The 17,233-nt window shown below is 40.2% G+C and carries 22 protein-coding genes; 18 read left to right on the top strand and 4 right to left on the bottom strand.

The window, feature by feature from the left end; translation table 11 throughout:
• Positions 1-71: 71 nt before the first annotated feature.
• The 10 genes from efp (at position 72) to recN (ending at position 7,901) form a co-directional block, all read left to right on the top strand.
• Positions 72-629, top strand: a complete 558-nt coding sequence (efp, locus tag FC36_RS00175; protein WP_023858878.1) for an elongation factor P — start codon at positions 72-74, stop codon at positions 627-629.
• Between the two features lie 23 nt (positions 630-652).
• Complete coding sequence (locus tag FC36_RS00170; protein WP_023858877.1) at positions 653-1,084, top strand: Asp23/Gls24 family envelope stress response protein; 432 nt, start codon at positions 653-655, stop codon at positions 1,082-1,084.
• Entirely contained in the window at positions 1,084-1,488 is a 405-nt protein-coding gene (gene nusB / locus FC36_RS00165) for a transcription antitermination factor NusB (protein ID WP_023858876.1), read from the top strand. Before FC36_RS00170 ends, nusB begins: the two co-directional genes overlap by 1 nt.
• Positions 1,489-1,584: 96 nt before the next feature.
• Positions 1,585-2,418, top strand: a complete 834-nt coding sequence (gene folD, locus FC36_RS00160) for a bifunctional methylenetetrahydrofolate dehydrogenase/methenyltetrahydrofolate cyclohydrolase FolD (protein WP_025020268.1) — start codon at positions 1,585-1,587, stop codon at positions 2,416-2,418.
• 4 nt (positions 2,419-2,422) lie between these two features.
• Positions 2,423-3,763: an exodeoxyribonuclease VII large subunit gene (gene xseA, locus FC36_RS00155; protein ID WP_025020269.1), complete on the top strand. Its 1,341-nt coding sequence runs from the start codon at positions 2,423-2,425 to the stop codon at positions 3,761-3,763.
• Between the two features lies 1 nt (position 3,764).
• Positions 3,765-3,983, top strand: coding sequence for an exodeoxyribonuclease VII small subunit (locus FC36_RS00150; protein ID WP_025020270.1), 219 nt, complete (start codon positions 3,765-3,767; stop codon positions 3,981-3,983).
• A 2-nt stretch (positions 3,984-3,985) separates the two neighbouring features.
• On the top strand, positions 3,986-4,870 hold the full coding sequence (locus FC36_RS00145; RefSeq protein ID WP_025020271.1) for a polyprenyl synthetase family protein: 885 nt from the start codon (positions 3,986-3,988) through the stop codon (positions 4,868-4,870).
• Positions 4,871-4,889: 19 nt separating this feature from the next.
• On the top strand, positions 4,890-5,723 hold the full coding sequence (locus FC36_RS00140) for a TlyA family RNA methyltransferase (RefSeq protein WP_023858871.1): 834 nt from the start codon (positions 4,890-4,892) through the stop codon (positions 5,721-5,723).
• A gap of 13 nt (positions 5,724-5,736) precedes the next feature.
• Positions 5,737-6,189, top strand: a complete 453-nt coding sequence (locus FC36_RS00135) for an arginine repressor (RefSeq protein WP_025020272.1) — start codon at positions 5,737-5,739, stop codon at positions 6,187-6,189.
• Positions 6,190-6,212: 23 nt separating this feature from the next.
• On the top strand, positions 6,213-7,901 hold the full coding sequence (gene recN, locus FC36_RS00130; RefSeq protein WP_025020273.1) for a DNA repair protein RecN: 1,689 nt from the start codon (positions 6,213-6,215) through the stop codon (positions 7,899-7,901).
• A gap of 78 nt (positions 7,902-7,979) precedes the next feature.
• On the opposite strand, the gene FC36_RS00125 is transcribed toward recN, so the two are convergent.
• Positions 7,980-8,633, bottom strand: coding sequence for a LexA family protein (locus FC36_RS00125; RefSeq protein ID WP_025020274.1), 654 nt, complete (start codon positions 8,631-8,633; stop codon positions 7,980-7,982).
• A 226-nt stretch (positions 8,634-8,859) separates the two neighbouring features.
• On the opposite strand from FC36_RS00125, the gene FC36_RS00120 reads away from it, so the two are divergent.
• Positions 8,860-9,123, top strand: a complete 264-nt coding sequence (locus tag FC36_RS00120; protein ID WP_023858867.1) for a DUF896 domain-containing protein — start codon at positions 8,860-8,862, stop codon at positions 9,121-9,123.
• A gap of 92 nt (positions 9,124-9,215) precedes the next feature.
• Complete coding sequence (locus FC36_RS00115) at positions 9,216-9,440, top strand: YneF family protein (protein ID WP_023858866.1); 225 nt, start codon at positions 9,216-9,218, stop codon at positions 9,438-9,440.
• 34 nt (positions 9,441-9,474) lie between these two features.
• Here the strand turns inward: FC36_RS00115 and FC36_RS00110 are convergent, their stop codons facing one another.
• Positions 9,475-10,116: a lysophospholipid acyltransferase family protein gene (locus tag FC36_RS00110; protein WP_025020275.1), complete on the bottom strand. Its 642-nt coding sequence runs from the start codon at positions 10,114-10,116 to the stop codon at positions 9,475-9,477.
• 93 nt (positions 10,117-10,209) lie between these two features.
• Here FC36_RS00110 and FC36_RS00105 point away from each other — a divergent pair, with 93 nt between their 5' ends.
• The 6 genes from FC36_RS00105 (at position 10,210) to FC36_RS00080 (ending at position 14,939) form a co-directional block, all read left to right on the top strand.
• Positions 10,210-10,965 (top strand): tRNA1(Val) (adenine(37)-N6)-methyltransferase, encoded by a 756-nt coding sequence (locus FC36_RS00105; protein WP_025020276.1) that lies wholly within the window; start codon positions 10,210-10,212, stop codon positions 10,963-10,965.
• Entirely contained in the window at positions 10,952-11,251 is a 300-nt protein-coding gene (locus FC36_RS00100; protein WP_025020277.1) for a GIY-YIG nuclease family protein, read from the top strand. Before FC36_RS00105 ends, FC36_RS00100 begins: the two co-directional genes overlap by 14 nt.
• A 79-nt stretch (positions 11,252-11,330) precedes the next feature.
• Positions 11,331-12,326, top strand: a complete 996-nt coding sequence (locus tag FC36_RS00095; RefSeq protein WP_025020278.1) for a D-2-hydroxyacid dehydrogenase — start codon at positions 11,331-11,333, stop codon at positions 12,324-12,326.
• A 172-nt stretch (positions 12,327-12,498) separates the two neighbouring features.
• Positions 12,499-13,287, top strand: coding sequence for a 30S ribosomal protein S2 (gene rpsB, locus FC36_RS00090; RefSeq protein WP_023858861.1), 789 nt, complete (start codon positions 12,499-12,501; stop codon positions 13,285-13,287).
• Between the two features lie 97 nt (positions 13,288-13,384).
• On the top strand, positions 13,385-14,413 hold the full coding sequence (gene tsf, locus FC36_RS00085) for a translation elongation factor Ts (RefSeq protein ID WP_023858860.1): 1,029 nt from the start codon (positions 13,385-13,387) through the stop codon (positions 14,411-14,413).
• Between the two features lie 73 nt (positions 14,414-14,486).
• Positions 14,487-14,939, top strand: coding sequence for an ASCH domain-containing protein (locus FC36_RS00080; protein WP_023858859.1), 453 nt, complete (start codon positions 14,487-14,489; stop codon positions 14,937-14,939).
• Positions 14,940-14,998: 59 nt separating this feature from the next.
• Here the strand turns inward: FC36_RS00080 and FC36_RS00075 are convergent, their stop codons facing one another.
• Both FC36_RS00075 and FC36_RS00070 read right to left on the bottom strand, forming a co-directional pair.
• A complete protein-coding gene (locus FC36_RS00075; protein WP_023858858.1) occupies positions 14,999-15,466 on the bottom strand; it encodes a universal stress protein in 468 nt (155 codons plus the stop codon).
• A 13-nt stretch (positions 15,467-15,479) separates the two neighbouring features.
• Positions 15,480-17,051: an Nramp family divalent metal transporter gene (locus FC36_RS00070; RefSeq protein ID WP_025020279.1), complete on the bottom strand. Its 1,572-nt coding sequence runs from the start codon at positions 17,049-17,051 to the stop codon at positions 15,480-15,482.
• Positions 17,052-17,233 lie beyond the last annotated feature (182 nt).

Genomic DNA, 17,233 nt, shown 5'->3' with positions numbered 1-17,233 from the left:
AAGAGCTTGCAATCGTGGTGAAAATATTGATATTATGGAGTGTATACTAAAATTTTGTAGGAGGATTATTCATGATTTCAGTTAATGATTTTAAAAATGGTTTAACCATCGAAGTTGATGGTGAATTATGGCGTGTCGTAGAATTTCAGCACGTTAAACCAGGGAAAGGTAGTGCCTTTGTACGTTCTAAGTTAAAGAACTTACGGACAGGTGCGGTACAAGAAAAGACTTTCCGGGCCGGAGAAAAAGTGGCTCAAGCTCAAATTGATCGTAAGAAGATGCAGTACTTATACGCTGATGGTGACAACCATGTCTTTATGGATACTGACACATACGAACAATTAGAATTACCAGGTTCCCAAATTCAAGAAGAATTGAAATTCTTAAAGGAAAACGAAATTGTTTCTATCATTATGTTCGGTGCCGAAACTTTAGGAGTAGAATTGCCTAACACTGTTGATTTAGAAGTTAAGGAAACTGAAGCTACTATTAAAGGTAATACCGCTTCTGGTGGTTCTAAACCTGCAACAATGGAAACTGGTGTTGTTGTCCAAGTTCCTTTCTTTATCAACGAAGGGGATGTTCTAACAATTAACACGGTGGATGGTTCCTACATTTCACGTGCTTAATTTTTCAAAGGGGGTTTTTGCTAATGGCTGAAGATAATTACATTGTCTTAGCGAGTGACGAACCTAGCTTAGGGACGGTGCAAATCGCACCCGAAGTTATTGAAGTGATTATTGGCATTGCTGCGCGCAAAGTAGACGGTGTTTACTCCATGCGTGGGACGCTTGCGAATAACTTTTCTGAATTATTTGGACGTCAATCGCGGGGTAAAGGTGTTAAACTTAACCAAGATGAACAAGGTTTGAAGGTTGATGTTTATGCTTACTTGAATTATGGAGTTAGTGTACCTAAGGTTGCTGAACAAATTCAAGAAAAAGTGAAACAACAAGTTATGTTCATGACCAACTTAACGCTTGATCAAGTTGATGTTCATGTGCAAGGGGTTGTACCAGAAAAAAATGATGGTCAACCTGCAATTGATCCAGATAACTTATTTGGCGAAGAGGAAGAAAAATAATGACAATCACACAACACGATAAGCGGACCTATGCGTTTCAAACTTTATTTGCAATGAGTAGTAATCCAGAAACAAATGCACAAGAAGTTTTTGCCCATTTATTAGATAATCAAACTGACGTTGAAAATGAAGTGCCAGCAGATATTAAAGAGTTGGTTGAAGGCGTACTTACTAACCGCCTGGCAATCGATGATTTAATAGGGACACACCTAAAAGCTGGGTGGTCAATCGCCCGTTTAAACAAGGCTGATTTGGCAATTCTTCGTTTAGCAGTGTATGAAATGAAGTACACTGAAACACCCGCAAAAATTGCTTTAAATGAAGCCTTACAATTAGCAAAGGAATTTTCTGATGATAAATCCCGGAAGTTTATCAACGCCGTTTTAGCAAATTTCTTAGCCTAAGAGAAAGCAGTCAATTTTGGACTGCTTTTTTATTTTGCATCATCGGGAAATATGCTAAAATTATCTTAATGATATTTAGGAACGGAGGGGTTAATTGTGACAACCCTAATGGACGGAAAAAAGTTGGCGCAAGAAATTCGGACCCAATTAAAAGACGAAGTAGCTCAAAATGGGCTTGTCCCACGCTTAGCAGTGATTTTGGTGGGGGATGATCCCGCCAGTCAAGTTTATGTGCGCAATAAGCAAAGAGCGGCTGAAAAAATTGGTATAAAAACGGTCGACCATCATTTACCGGCGACGGTGGGCCAAGAAGCACTCTTAGATTTGATTTATCAATATAATGAAGACCCTAATATTCATGGTATTTTGGTCCAATTGCCATTGCCAGACTCAATTGACGAAGCTAAGATAACGCATGCTATTTCACCTCAAAAAGACGTTGATGGTTTTCATCCGATTAATCTAGGACACTTGTTCATGAACAAACCTTACTCTTTACCATGTACCCCTCGGGGAATTATGGAACTGTTAGCGCACTACAAAATCAATCCTAGTGGTAAGGACGTAGTTATTGTGGGACGTTCTAATATTGTGGGGCGTCCGATGGCGGCTTTGATGTTGAATGCCGATGCGACCGTCACAGTGACTCATAGTCGAACACGAAATCTCGCACAAAAGACGCGCCAGGCTGATATTTTGATTGTAGCTACGGGGCAAGCACAAATGCTAGATGCCTCTTACATTAAAGAAGGAGCTGTTGTCGTGGACGTCGGGGTTAATCGTTTGGAAGACGGATCCTTGGTTGGGGATGTGGACTTTGAAAGTATGTTAGGCAAAGCTGCTTATCTAACACCTGTGCCTGGTGGGGTGGGTCCGATGACAATTGCCATGTTAATGAAACAAACGGTTGAATTTGCACAAAGAGGGTGATTTCTTGGCAGAAGAAAAGAAATATTTGACGATTAGTCAGTTAAACCACTATGTCGGCTTGAAATTTAGTAAGGATCCTTATCTCAGGCAGGTGATGGTGGTGGGAGAAATTTCTAACTTTAGGTTACGACCTAGCCACCAGTATTTTAGTTTGAAAGATGAAAACGCTGAAGTTAGTGTGACCATGTTTCGTAATGATTTTGCTCGAGTGAATTTTCAACCGGAAAACGGGATGAAGGTCTTAGTCATTGGGGATGTTGGCTTGTATGAAGGTCGGGGGCAGTATCAAATTCGTTTGACGCATATGGAACCTTTGGGAATTGGAGCTTTATACCAAGCTTTCCAACAATTACAAACTAAATTGAACCAAGAGGGATTGTTTAATCCGGCTTATAAGAAACCACTTGTACGTTATCCTAAGCGAATTGCAGTGATTACTTCGCCATCAGGAGCGGTAATTCGGGATATTATCACCACGGTTAAGCGTCGTTATCCAATTGTACAATTAGTTTTATTTCCAGCCGTGGTACAAGGCCAAAATGCAGCAGCTTCATTAGTTGGTCGTTTAAAGGAAGTTAACGCTCGTGGTGATTTCGACACTATCATTATTGGACGTGGGGGTGGCTCGCTAGAAGACCTCTGGCCATTTAATGAAGAAGCCGTGGCTCGGGAAATTTTTGCTAGCCAAATTCCTATTATCTCTTCTGTGGGGCACGAAACTGATACCACTTTAAGTGATTTGGTAGCTGATGTGCGGGCGGCTACGCCAACGGCCGCAGCGGAATTAGCTACGCCGGTTCTAGCTGAAGAGATAATGAGAATTCAACAAGCTCAATTGCGTTTGCAACAAGCCGTACGGAATACTTTAGCAGCTAAACAACAAATTTATCAAAGATTGATGCAAAGTTATGTTTTTACCAATCCTTTGCGGATTTATGAACGTCAGATACAACAGGTCGACTTTTTGAAACAAAACCTGCAACAGATTTTTGGTACAGGGTTACAGAATCGCCGTGCTTGGGTGGATAATCTATCCCAACGTTTGCAAAATCAAAGTCCGCTGACGCGGATTCACCAAGGGCAAACTAACATTGCTAATTTACAAACTCGTCTGCAAATGGCGCAAAAACGTAAAATCGAAATTAGTCAAGCTAATTGGCAACGTCAAATTGGACGGCTTGATGCTGTCTCACCGCTTAAGGTTATGCAAAGAGGTTATGCCTATGTCCAAAAGAAAGGCCAAGTGGTTCACAGTGTGGCGGAATTAGAAGTTGGTAGTCAAGTGGCCCTACAGTTAGCTGACGGGAGCGCACAAGCAAAAATTACAGAAATTAAAGGTGAATAGGATGACAGAAAGAACATTTGAACAAAACTTAGCAGAATTAGAACAAATCGTTAATCGTCTAGAACAAGGGGATGTTTCCTTAGAAGACTCACTGCAACAATTCCAAAGAGGTATGTCTTTAAGCAAGCAACTTCAAGACACTTTAACCCAAGCCGAAACGACCTTTACCAAGATGGTCAATGATAACGGCCAAGAAGAACCGTTCTCTGAGGAACTTTAGTCATGAATCAACAGGTAACGTATTTTCAAAATCTTTACTTACCCCAAATTGAGCAGACCTTAGAAGATTACTTAGGACAAATTAAAGGGCAAGCTAGCTTGAAAAAAGCTATGCAATACTCCTTAAAGGCGGGAGGGAAACGGATTCGTCCTCTTTTAATGTTAGCAAGTTTGTATGTTTTAAATGGTAAGATTGATCAAAATAGTCTTCAAGTGGCGGCTAGCTTAGAAATGGTCCATACCTATTCTTTGATTCATGATGATTTACCCGCTATGGATAATGATGATTTACGGCGGGGGAAGCCCACTAATCATAAAATTTTTGGGGAAGCTTTGGCGATTTTGGCTGGAGATGGCCTTTTGACTAATGCTTTTGATTTGATCTTAAGTACCAAGTTAAATCCGCATTTGCAGGTTAAATTGGCTCAAAATCTTAGTCGGGCTGCAGGTGTTCAAGGTATGGTCTCTGGCCAGGTAGCTGATATGGCTGGTCAAGGTAAGCAACTAAGTTTGGAATCGTTGAAGAAACTCCACAACGAAAAGACTGGGGCTTTGCTAGCCTATGCTTGTCAAGCTGGAGCACTTTTAGCTGGAGTTGATGATAATTTAGTGGCTAAACTCAGTAAATTTGGGCTTGAATTTGGCTTAGCTTTCCAAATTTATGATGATATTTTGGATGTGACCAAGACAACTGTCGAACTGGGGAAAACAGCCGGTAAGGACGTTGCAGAGGCGAAAAACACTTATGTCGCCCTCTTAGGTCTTGCCGGAGCCAAGCAAGAACTCCAGGCTACCTTGAGTCAAGCCACTGATGTTTTAGCTGACATTACTTTAATGGGTTATGATGTCACGCTATTAACAGGATTTTTAGAATATTTTGAAATTTAAGATGAAGGATTTTATTTGAATGAAAAAAGAACGTGTAGATGTATTATTGGTTGAGCAAGGACTCTTTGATACCCGGGAACAAGCTAAAAGAGCGGTGATGGCCGGGGAGATTTTAGGTGAAAATGAGGAACGCTTAGATAAGCCCGGAATGAAGATTGATGTGGCAACCAAACTTCACTTTAAAGGTACCAAAATGCCTTATGTTAGTCGTGGAGGTTTGAAACTAGAAAAAGCTTTGAAGGTTTTTCATACTTCAATTAAGAATAAAACGGTGTTGGATATCGGTTCTTCAACGGGAGGTTTTACAGATGTGGCTCTTCAAAAAGGGGCGAAGCTATCTTACGCCTTAGATGTGGGGACCAATCAATTGGCGTGGAAATTGCGACAAGACGAACGTGTAGTGGTGATGGAAAATACTAACTTTCGTTACTCTAAGTTAACCGATTTTACGTCTGGTCAACCAGATTTTGCGACTATCGATGTTTCTTTTATTTCTTTGAAATTAATTTTACCCAATCTTCATACTATTATTCAACCTGGGGGCTCTGTAGTTGCCTTGATTAAGCCGCAATTTGAAGCTGGTCGGGAACGGATTGGCAAAAATGGGATTGTTCGCGATCCAAAGGTTCATCAAGATGTTTTGGAAGAGATTCTTAATTTTGCAGCTAAAAGTGGTTACCAAGTGGCTGAGCTAGACTTTTCACCAATTACGGGTGGTGAAGGTAATATCGAATTTTTAGTCCACTTACAGGCTGTCGAAACTGGCGCCATTGCGGCCGATATTGACATTGATGCTGTTGTCAAGCAGGCTCACCAAACTTTAGAATTAAAGGATAAAAAGTTGATTAAGTAGGTGAAGTTGTAATATGAGAAAAAAAGATCGTCAAGAATTGATTAAACAAATATTGCAAAACGAGGAAATTTATCGTCAAGAAGACCTCGTTAAACGCTTGGATGAGCAAGGAATTTACGTTACTCAAGCCACGATTTCTCGGGATGTCAAAGAAATGCAATTAGTAAAAATTCCTCAAGATGATGGTGGGTATATTTATAATGTGCCGACAGAAAAAAGTAACCAATTAAGTTTGGAAAAAATTTTAAGTGACTCTTTTGTGTCTTGTGATACACATAATGAAATGTGCTTTGTGAAGGTTCTTCCGGGAAACGGACCAATTTTATCAAGCATGATTGAGCAAAATAAATTTGAAGAAGTTTTTGCGACCTTATGTGATGACAACTCGGTTATGATTTTTGCTAAATCAGTTCAAGCGGCACAACAATTAGCCAAAACCTTTTATAGTTGGGTTAAGCTCGATTAGTTTTGTTTTGAAAGGGGAATGCTATGCTACAAGAATTAAGTATTCGTGATTTTGCGTTGATTGAGCAGATGAATGTGGACTTTCAAGACGAAATGACGGTTTTAACCGGAGAAACGGGAGCTGGGAAATCAATTATTATTGATGCCTTAGGCTTACTAGCTGGTGGCCGGGGGTCGAGTGATTTCATACGTAAAGGTGAAAATAAAGCGGTTATTCAAGGTTTATTTTTAATTCCTGATAAGGCTAAGACCCTTGCCATTTTAGAAGAGGTTGGCATTGAAAATCAAGATGATGGGTTAATTTTACAAAGAGACCTTTACCGTAGCGGACGTAATGTTTGTCGGATTAACGGTAACTTAGTTAATTTGGCAACTTTACGGCGGGTAGGGGAAACTTTAATCGATATTCATGGTCAAAATGAACACCAGGAGTTAATGAGGCCTGAAAATCATATTAATTTGCTCGATTCTTATGCCAATGACTTACAACCTCTTTTACAGGAATATCAAGTAGCCTACGATGACTATCAAAAGTTAGCTACCGCCTTAGCTAAGCGAGAAGAAAACGAAAAACTATGGGCACAAAGAATGGACATGTTAGAATTTCAGGCCCAAGAAATCAAAGAAGCTAATTTGCGTGTCGATGAAGAAGTGGAACTTAAAGAAGAAAAGGACCGTTTAGATAACTACCAAGCGATCAATAAGGCCTTGCGACAAAGCTATGAATTTTTGTCAGGGGATACCCATGATGCTTTAGGAAATGTAGGTGTGGCTTTAGAAAGCATGCAAAAAATTAGTGACCTAAGCCCAAAGTTTGGAGAAATTGCTCAAAGTTTGGCCGACGCTTACTATACTTTGCAAGATGCTTCGCGGGATGTTTACGATCAATTGGATGAGATGGAATGGGATGAAAATCGCTTGAATCAGATTGAGCAACGTCTGGAATTGATTTACCAATTAAAACGTAAATATGGTGATAGTGTGGCAGAAATTCTCAGGTACTATCAAAAAATTGTAGCGGAGCTTAATGAAATGCAAGAGGGCAATGGTGATTCTGCGGCTCAAAAGCAAGCAGTGGAGTTGGCCAAACAAAAGGCCTTAAAGTTGGCTCAAGAACTGAGCCAAAAGCGCCAGGAAATTGCTCAAGATCTCCAAAGAGCAGTTCATAAACAGTTAGCTGCACTTTACATGGAAAAGGCCATTTTTGAAGTTAAATTTAAAAAGGGTTCAACTTTGAACAGTCATGGTTTGGATAAAGTCGAGTTTTACTTGCAAGCTAACCCAGGAGAATCTATGGGCCCTCTAGCTAAAATTGCATCCGGAGGAGAATTATCTCGAATTATGTTGGCTCTAAAAACCATCTTTTCCCAACAACAAGGGGTTACGTCGATTATTTTTGATGAAGTAGATACTGGGGTTTCAGGTCGGGTTGCTGAAGGAATTGCTGAAAAAATTAGTCAGGTAGCACGCAATTCTCAAGTTTTATGTATCACCCACCTTCCGCAAGTGGCAGCCATTGCGCAACATCAATACTTCATCGCCAAACACGTTCATGATGGCCGTACGGAAACGAGCCTAGAAATTTTAGCTGATGAAGCGCGGGTAAAGGAAATTGCACGGATGTTAGCCGGAAGTGAGATTACGGATTTAGCCTTACAACATGCCAAGGAATTACTCAAACTTTCTGCTAAAATCCGTCAACAGATTAAATAGTGGCGAGAAAAATCCTTATAACTTAAAAAACTTAAGAAATTACGCGGATAAGAACGTTAACTTCTTAAGTTTTTTTGTTTACAAAATACGATAGACGGAGAGAACTTTGCCTAAAATAGGGGGAATTTCTTCTAAATAATAGCCATTAGCTGTTGGGTTTTCAGCTACTAAGTGTACTTTTTCCGATTTATAACGGTATCGGCGACAGGTTAGAAGGTTTTGGGGACCAAGGACAAGCACAATATCACCGTCCTTGAAATTTTCTTGTTTTCGGACAATTACCAAATCATCTTTGAGTAAGTGGGCATCAAGCATGGCATCATCTGCCAAGGCAACCATAAAAAGTGGATCGGTGCGGTCCAGATTTGGTGGAATGGGAAAGTAGGTCCGTCCCGACTTATCCCCCAGTTCAATAACTGGAGAAGTGATTTCTTCGGTTAGAAGGGGAATGTGGTTACGGTTCAATCCTCGTCCAAGAAAACTGGCTCCAGAAGCTGTGACGGTCACATTCCGTGATTTACGTCGCAAACTGTTATCTTCACCTTGATCCTTGGCTAAGAAACCTTTTTTAACAAGCTCATTGAGATGTTTATGGACGGTTGCCGGAGACTTGATTAAAAGTCCCGCTTGGATTTCTCGTATACTAGGGGAATAGTTTTTAGCCTCTAGATAATTATAAATAAAGGATAGAATGTCTCTTTGTTTTTTTTCGTTTTGTGCTTGGCGACTCATGTGACCACCTCCTCGTGGCATTGTAGCATAGTTTTTCCCGTAGTCGCAAGTTACAGAAAAATCAAGAAATTAGAGTGGATTGCTTGTCAAAAAAGATAAAATGACTTAAAATTTAGGTGAAGATTAAGTAGTGTAACAAGAAGCTGGCTCTGAGCGCAGCTTTTTTGATGTTTCATCTTAAATCGAGGGCTAAGGTCCAATTACAAGTGAAAATAAGGAGAAAGATATGAATAAAAAAGTTCAAGCGGGTGCAATTCCTCAAGAATTAATTGACCGCATCAATGAATTAGCCAAGAAGAAAAAGACGGTTGGCTTGACTGATGTTGAACGTCAAGAACAAGCAACATTACGTGAAACTTACTTGGCTATGTTTCGTGAAAATTTCCGTAGTCATGTCGAAATGTTACAGGTTTACGATAAAAATGGTAAGGAAGTTACTCCGCAAAAGGTTATTGATATCCAAAGAAAACGTGGTTTACGTGACAATTAATTAACCTAAGGGGCTTTATCTTTGTCTTCTTTTTGTGTAAACTATTTAAGAGACCTAGTTTAACCTAGGATTCAGTAGAAGGGAGATATCTAATGACAACAGGTGTATGGATTTTAATCGTTATTTTGGCCTTAGTCTTAGGGCTTGTTGGTGGTTTCTTTGCTGCTCGTAAGTACATGGAAGATTACTTGAAAAAGAATCCTCCTATCAACGAACAAATGTTGAAAACAATGATGGCTCAAATGGGACAAAAACCTTCTGAAAAGAAGCTTCACCAAATGATGGCCTCAATGAAAGCTAGCTACGGTAAAAAGTAGTCTAAAAAGGTCGCCCCGATGTGAGCGACCTTTTTTATTTTTCTGCATTTTTTTTAGTCTCAGCTGGATCGAGATAGACGAAGTTGGGGTCAACTTCGTGGTCAATTTTTTCAAAAGCTTGGTCCATTTGAGCTAGAATTTCAGCCTGATATTCTTCGGTTAATTTAACCCGGCGATCAATCATAATGGGTTCGCCAAAGCTAACAGTGATTTTTTGACGCTTTAAGAGGCCACCGAATGTTACCGGACCTTGGTAAACAGCTGGTACAATTGGCACACCCGCCATTTTGGCGATTAAAAGCACGCCCCCTTTGAGTTCTTGAGAGTGGCGAGTTCCCGAAGGAAACATAATCAAGGATAAATCTTTTTTACGCAAGTTTTTAACCGGTGTCTTAATAACTGACGGACCAGGATTAGCCCGATCGACTGGAAAAGCGTTAGCGTGTACTAAGATGTAACGCAAGATGGGATTTTTAAAAAGTTCTTGCTTGGCCATAAAGGAAAACTTTTTTGGTGCACCAGCTAAGGCAAAGTAAATGGGATCCCACCAGGTCCGATGTGGCCCCACGAGGATATAATTTCCTTCGGGTAAGCGGTCTTTATTGAGGTAGTGGGCATTTCCATTTAAAATAAATACAACGATGCGTGCAACTACGCGGATAAATGAATAAAACAAAGATAAGCTCCTTTCGTAATTTAGCTATCTGCTTAAGTATGCAGAATTTTACGCACAATTTCAAGAAATAATTTAGATAAAGAGGAAATTTAGATGACCAAATCAGTTTTATATGCTGGGGAAAGAATTGATGCTTTGTATGCCAATGACATTAAAATCATTCAATCTCCCCAAGTTTTTTCATTTTCATTAGATGCCGTCCTACTCGCGCACTTTGCTCAGCCTATTCGAAAGCCCAGAGGGTTAGTAGTTGACCTATGTGCAGGTAACGGGGCGGTGGCCTTGTTTATGGCCCATAAAACGCAGGCTCATATTATGGCTGTAGAACTTCAGGAAAGGTTAGCCGATATGGCTCAGCGCTCCGTGCAACTTAACAATTTGCAAGATCAAATTGAAGTGCGTAATGCGGACTTAAAAGACGCGTTTAATTATTTAACTAAGGACACAGTTGACACGATTACGTGTAATCCGCCGTATTTTCCTTTAGAGGTGGAAAGCAAGCGTAATCCTAATGAACATCTGGCCTTAGCACGCCATGAAATTGCGGTTAATTTTGCTGAAATTTGTCAAATTAGTTCGGGACTTCTGAAGATGGGTGGAAAGTTGTACTTAGTTCATCGTCCCGATCGTTTACCGGAACTAATCACCACCTTGGTGGAAAATCGTTTGGCACCTAAGCGGATACAATTTATCCACCCCAAACCAGGTCAAGAAGCCAACATGGTTTTGATTGAAGCTATTAAGGACGGTAAACCGAATGGAGTTCGAGTTTTACCGGCGATTGTCGCTGCTGATGAAGCCGGGAACTATACGGGGATAGTGAAAGAGTTGCTATATGGTAAAGAATGACTCTAAAAAATATTACTTCTATGTACTTTTATGTCGGGATGGGAGTTTCTACGGTGGCTTTACCACTGATTTAGTCAAACGAGTGGCGGCTCATAATGCTGGTAAAGGTGCCAAATATACCAGGACGCATAGACCAGTAGAACTCATTTACCATGAAGAATTTGCTGATAAAAGTCGGGCCTTAAAGGCGGAGTATGCTTTCAAACATCAAAGTCGTATCCAAAAAGAAAACTATCTTAAACGAAAGGGGCTTAAAGCTAGTGCTTGGCAGCTAAAAAAGTCTTAAGCTTTAGCAAAGTAATAGTCTGAAAGTTCTTACTTAGGTTATAATAAAATAGATAAAATTTAAATGAAGGGTGATCAAAGTGAAAATTATAGCATATGCTGTACGTGAAGATGAAAAAGCCGCTTTTGCTCAATGGCAGGGAGAAAATCCAGATATTGAAGTGAAGTTAGTATCGACAGAGTTAACGGTTGCAAGTTTAGAAGAGGCTCGAGGTTTTGATGCTATTGTAGCTTTCCAAACTGGTGAATATCCAGCAGACCTTTTTGACCGCATGCAGGCTATGGGAATTAAGGACCTGTCAGTTCGTAATGTTGGGGTAGATAACCTCAACTTAGCAAGTGCCAAGCAAAATGGGATTACCATCACCAACGTTCCAGCTTACTCACCAAATGCCGTGGCAGAATTTGCAGTGAGCCAAGTTTTGAAATTATTACGGAATGCTAAGGTTTACGATCGTAAAATTAGTCAGCATGACTTTCGGTGGGCTCCCAATGTAGCTGGTGAAATTAATGGTAAAACGGTAGGTGTCTTAGGCACTGGTCGAATTGGCCAAGTTATGATTAAAATTATGCAAGGTTTCGGAGCTAAGATTGTGGCTTATGATCCATTCCCCAATCCTGACCTCGCTAAGCAAGGTATCTACTTGGATAGTCCGGATGATGTGCTTAAACAAGCCGATATCGTTTCCTTACATGTACCAGCCACTAAGGATAATTTCCACTTGATTAATCAAGATACGATTGCTGAAATGCGTGATGGAGCTATTATCGTTAATGTTTCTCGAGGTGCTTTAATTGACACGCCAGCATTAGTGACTGCTGTGAAAAACGGTAAGTTAGCCGGGGCAGTGCTTGATACTTATGAAAATGAAGCCTCATTTTTTAACCATGATTTACGTGGTCAAACACTAAGCGATCCTCTATTGACAGAAATGTTAAGTATGGATGAAATTCTTTTAACACCACACATTGCCTTTTACACGGATATTGCGGTGGGTAATATGGTGAGGGTTTCTTTAGATTCTGCTAAGGATGTTTTAACTACGGGGACAGCACCGACCGTGGTTGTTGGCTAAAATCGTGAAAAAGCTATTGCAATTTAAACCTAGATGGGCTAAAATAATAAAAGTGCTGTAAAGGTACAATTCACACTTTGGGCGATAGACAAAAGAGTGCTCTTTTGAGTCTTTTGGCAGTTGAACCCAGAGGAGGAAATTAAAAACTATTTACATGGAGGTTAATTGAATCATGGCAGTTATTTCTATGAAACAATTACTTGAAGCTGGTGTCCACTTTGGTCACCAAACACGTCGTTGGAACCCTAAAATGAAGGAATACATCTTTACTGAACGTAATGGTATCTACATCATTGACTTGCAAAAGACTGTTAAGTTGATTGATGATGCATACGACTTCATGAAAGATGCAGCTGCTGACGATGGTGTTGTATTGTTCGTTGGTACTAAGAAGCAAGCTCAAGATGCAATTGCTGAAGAAGCTAAGCGTGCAGGTCAATACTATGTGAACCACCGTTGGTTGGGTGGTACTTTGACTAACTGGAATACTATCCAAACACGTATTAAGCGTCTTAAAGAAATCAAGGCAATGGAAGAAGATGGAACATTTGACCGTCTTCCTAAGAAGGAAGTTGCTTTATTACAAAAGCAACGTGACCGTCTTGAAAAGTTCTTGGGTGGTATCGAAGACATGCCTCGTATTCCAGATGTATTGTTTATCGTAGACCCACGCAAGGAACGTATTGCTGTTAAGGAAGCTCAAAAGCTTAACATTCCTATCGTTGCTATGGTTGATACAAACGCTGACCCAGACGAAATCGATGTTAAGATTCCTTCTAACGACGATGCTATCCGTGCCGTTCGTTTGATTACTGCTAAGATGGCAGATGCTGTTATCGAAGGTAACCAAGGTCAAGATAACGCTGAAGTATCAGAAGCAGACTTCGCGGCCGAAGCAAAGGTTGACTCAATCGAAGATATTGTTGAAGCTGTTGAAGGCGACAACAAAGATGCTGAATAGTTAATAAAACTAGGCTGTCTCAAGTCAGGCGCAAAGCTTGGTTTGTGACAGCCTTTTTTAAAATTTTTAATCAAATCCAAGGAGGTTCTTTAGAACTATGGCAGAAATTACAGCAAAACTTGTTAAAGAATTGCGTGAAAAGTCAGGTGCCGGTGTTATGGACGCTAAGAAGGCACTTGTAGAAACTGATGGCGACATGGAAAAGGCTATCGAATTCCTTCGTGAAAAAGGAATGGCAAAGGCGGCTAAGAAGGCTGACCGTGTGGCTGCTGAAGGTTTAACAGGGGTTTACGTTGATGGTAACGTTGCCGCTGTGGTTGAAGTTAACTCAGAAACTGACTTTGTGGCTAAGAACGCTCAGTTCGTTGAATTAGTTAAGGCAACAGCTAAGGTCGTTGCTGAAAACAAGCCAGCTAACAACGAAGAAGCCCTTGCCTTAGTAATGCCTTCTGGCGAAACTATGGAAAAAGAATACGTAAATGCAACTGCTACTATCGGGGAAAAAATTTCTTTCCGTCGTTTCCAAGTTGTTGAAAAGACAGATGCACAACACTTTGGTGCTTACCAACACAATGGTGGTCGAATCGGGGTTATCTCTGTCATCGAAGGTGGCGATGATGCTTTAGCTAAGCAAATTTCAATGCACATTGCTGCTATGAAGCCAACTGTTTTATCATACAAGGACTTAGAGGCTGAATTTGTAGCTGACCAATTAGCACAAATGAACCACAAGATTGATCAAGATAATGAAGCTCGTGCTATGGTTGATAAGCCAGCATTGCCACACTTACAATACGGTTCCAAGGCACAATTGACAGACGAAGTTGTGGCTAAGGCTGAAGAAGATATCAAGGCTGAATTAGCTGCTGAAGGCAAACCAGAAAAGATTTGGGACAAGATTATCCCAGGTAAGATGAACCGCTTCATGTTGGACAACACTAAGGTTGACCAAGAATTCACTTTACTTGCACAAGTTTACATCATGGATGACAGCAAGACTGTGGAACAATACATGGAATCAGTTGATGCCTCTGTTGTAACATTTGTACGTTACGAAGTTGGTGAAGGTATCGAAAAGCAAGAAAGTGACTTTGCTGCTGAAGTTGCTGCTCAAATCAACGGCTAAGAAGAGTTAGTTGTTGAATGAAAGAAATGTCAATTAGCGTTGCTAGTTGGCGTTTTTTTGTACGAAAAGGAAAATGGAAAAGAAAATTAAAGAATTTTGGCAAGTATTTTGTCAAAAACGGGGGATTAACCCACAATGTCATGTTGAAGTTTATGCTTTTGGGATGGATGCTAGGCAAGCTGATGATTTAGCAACTTTAGTAAATCAAGGAATTAAAACGGCAACCACGTCAGCTTACGATATGTATGCTCCAGAAGAAAGATTTCCGCAAGTTGGCGATTATAACATAATTCTAGATGGGCAGGACCAGCCGGTTTGTGTTACGCGCACGGTAGTTACCGAAACGGTTGCTTATGCCAATATTTCGGCCGAACATGCTTACCATGAAGGAGAAGGTGATCGCTCCTTGGCTTATTGGAAAGCTGTCCACGAGGAATTCTTCCAAGAAGAATACGCGCAAGCTGGGCAAGTTTTTGACCCACAAACTGCGCGTTGTTATTGTGAAGTTTTTGAAAAAATCGAATAAGTTAGATACTAAAAATCCGCCTAGCAATTGCCAGACGGATTTTTAACTTAATTACTTACTTAACGAATTACGCTAACGGAGCAAGGAGCATTTTGCGCGAGCGCACTAGCTTGCGAACCGATAAAAACGTGCCCGTGATGTTTGTTAGTTTCAGAACCGCAAACCAAGAGGTCAGGTTGGAACTGTGGAATAATTTCGTTAATGATAACCTTAGCGGGAACACCTTCACCAGTAAAGGAAGTAACATCTTCAACCCCGAAACTTTTGGCTTTGTTAACATAACGTGCTAAATCTCTTTGGATAGTGTCACGATGTAAGTCGTAAACCTCATGTGTCAAGGCATCGAAGACGTTGAATTCATTAATTTCCATCACGGAAACAATTCCCAAGGGAATATTAAGCCGCTTGGCCGTAGTTACGGCATAGTTAAAGGCGCGGATTGATGAAATAGAATCATCTTCATCGACAGCGACCAAAATTTTTGAAAATGTTAATGGCTTAATTTCAAAGTTTGCAAGTGTTGGCATTATAAATTCCTCCCTAAGCTTTTTGACTTTGATGTTTCTTAGCGATTTCTTTATCTTTTTTAGCAACTTCGTAAGTTGTCCAGAAGAGTAAGATTAAAATGGCGATAATTAAAGTGTAGGCAATCCAGTTAGCAAGGTTAATTTCATTGGCACTAGGATTACTACCAAAGAAATCAAGGACCGCATCAGGTAACCCCCTAAGGTTTAGGAAAATTAAACCAATAACAGAAATCCAACCAAAAAACTGTATCCAAAATCCGTTTTTAAATTTACCCATAGTATTTTTACTATTGGTCATAACTAATAGAGGTAACATTGAGAATGGCAAGGCAAAAGATAAGAAAATTTGCGAGTCATTCATTAAGCGATTTAAGGCTTCATGTTGTTGAATATCTGATTGTCCTTTAGTTAAAGAAACGGCAATTAAAACTGGTGCCACAGAAAGTAGACGCGTCACTAAACGTCGAGCCCAAAGTGGCATGCGCATGTGGATGAACCCTTCCATAATAACTTGCCCAGTTAAAGTTCCGGTAATTGTGGAGTTTTGCCCAGAGGCTAGTAAAGCTACCGCGAACAAGGTTGATAAAATTCCAGAACGGGCAATGCTTGCTAAAACACCGTTACCTAATTTGCTTGGGTCGGATAAAGCATCATAAAGACCAAAGAAGGATGGGTCTTGTACAGTTCCAGATTTAAAGACTGCGACCCCAACGATTAGAAGTAAACAATTAACGATGAAGGCAGCTGATAATTGGATGTTAGAATCCCAAGTGGTAAAGCGGACCGCATTAGTAACTTCTTGTTCGTTGTTATGGTCAATCTTTCGGGTCTGAGAGATAGCGGAGTGCAAGTAGAAGTTGTGAGGCATTACAGTAGCTCCGATAATACCTAAGGAACCACTTAAAGGAGTCATACCGTTCACTGCATGGTGAGTAGAGAAAGTTTCTCCAGTTGGAACAAATCCTTTGAAGACATCGCCCCAGTTAGGGTTAGATAAAATTACTTGGTAAGTAAAAACGAATAAAATTACTAAAATTAAAGCAACAACAATCCCTTCGATTTTTCTAAAACCGACTTTCATTAATAAAAGTAAGACGAAAACATCAACAACGGTAATGAAAACGGCAATAATTAAAGGAATATCGAATAAAAGATATAAGGCAATGGCAGCCCCAATAACTTCAGCGATATCGGTGGCCATGATGGCGAGCTCAGTCATAATCCAAAGGACAATTCCTAAACCTTTACCGGTTCTTTCACGAATGGCTTGGGCTAAGTCAAGTTGGGTCACAATTCCAAGTTTAGCGGCCATATATTGCAGTAACATCGCAACTAAACTTGAAATTAAGATAATTGACATTAGCATGTACTGGAAGTTTTGACCACCAGTAATTGAGGTAGACCAGTTACCTGGATCCATGTAGCCAACAGCTACTAAAGCACCTGGTCCCGAGTAGGCGAGTAAAGTATGCCAGAAGCTTTTTCCCTTAGGAACTTCCACTGTTCCGTTAATTTCCTCTAAAGAAACACCGTTGGCTCGTGAAACCAACTTGTGTGGGTTTGCGTTTTTTTCTACGTTTGTCACTAGAAAAAACTCCTTTCTTATTTGGTACTCATGTATTGTAACGTAAAATTTTCAATCTGAAAAGAGTTTTTTTAGGTGTACCGTAAAAAAAGTTTGATTAACCTAAAAATAAATCATGAGTAAGCGTTTTAGGGAAATTTTTGAGAAATTCGTAGTATAATAAAAAGAAAAAAGAAAGGGTG

The organism is Ligilactobacillus equi DSM 15833 = JCM 10991, assembly GCF_001435735.1.
Taxonomy (GTDB): Bacteria; Bacillota; Bacilli; order Lactobacillales; family Lactobacillaceae; genus Ligilactobacillus; species Ligilactobacillus equi.
This window is presented reverse-complemented; position numbering and strand designations above follow the sequence as displayed.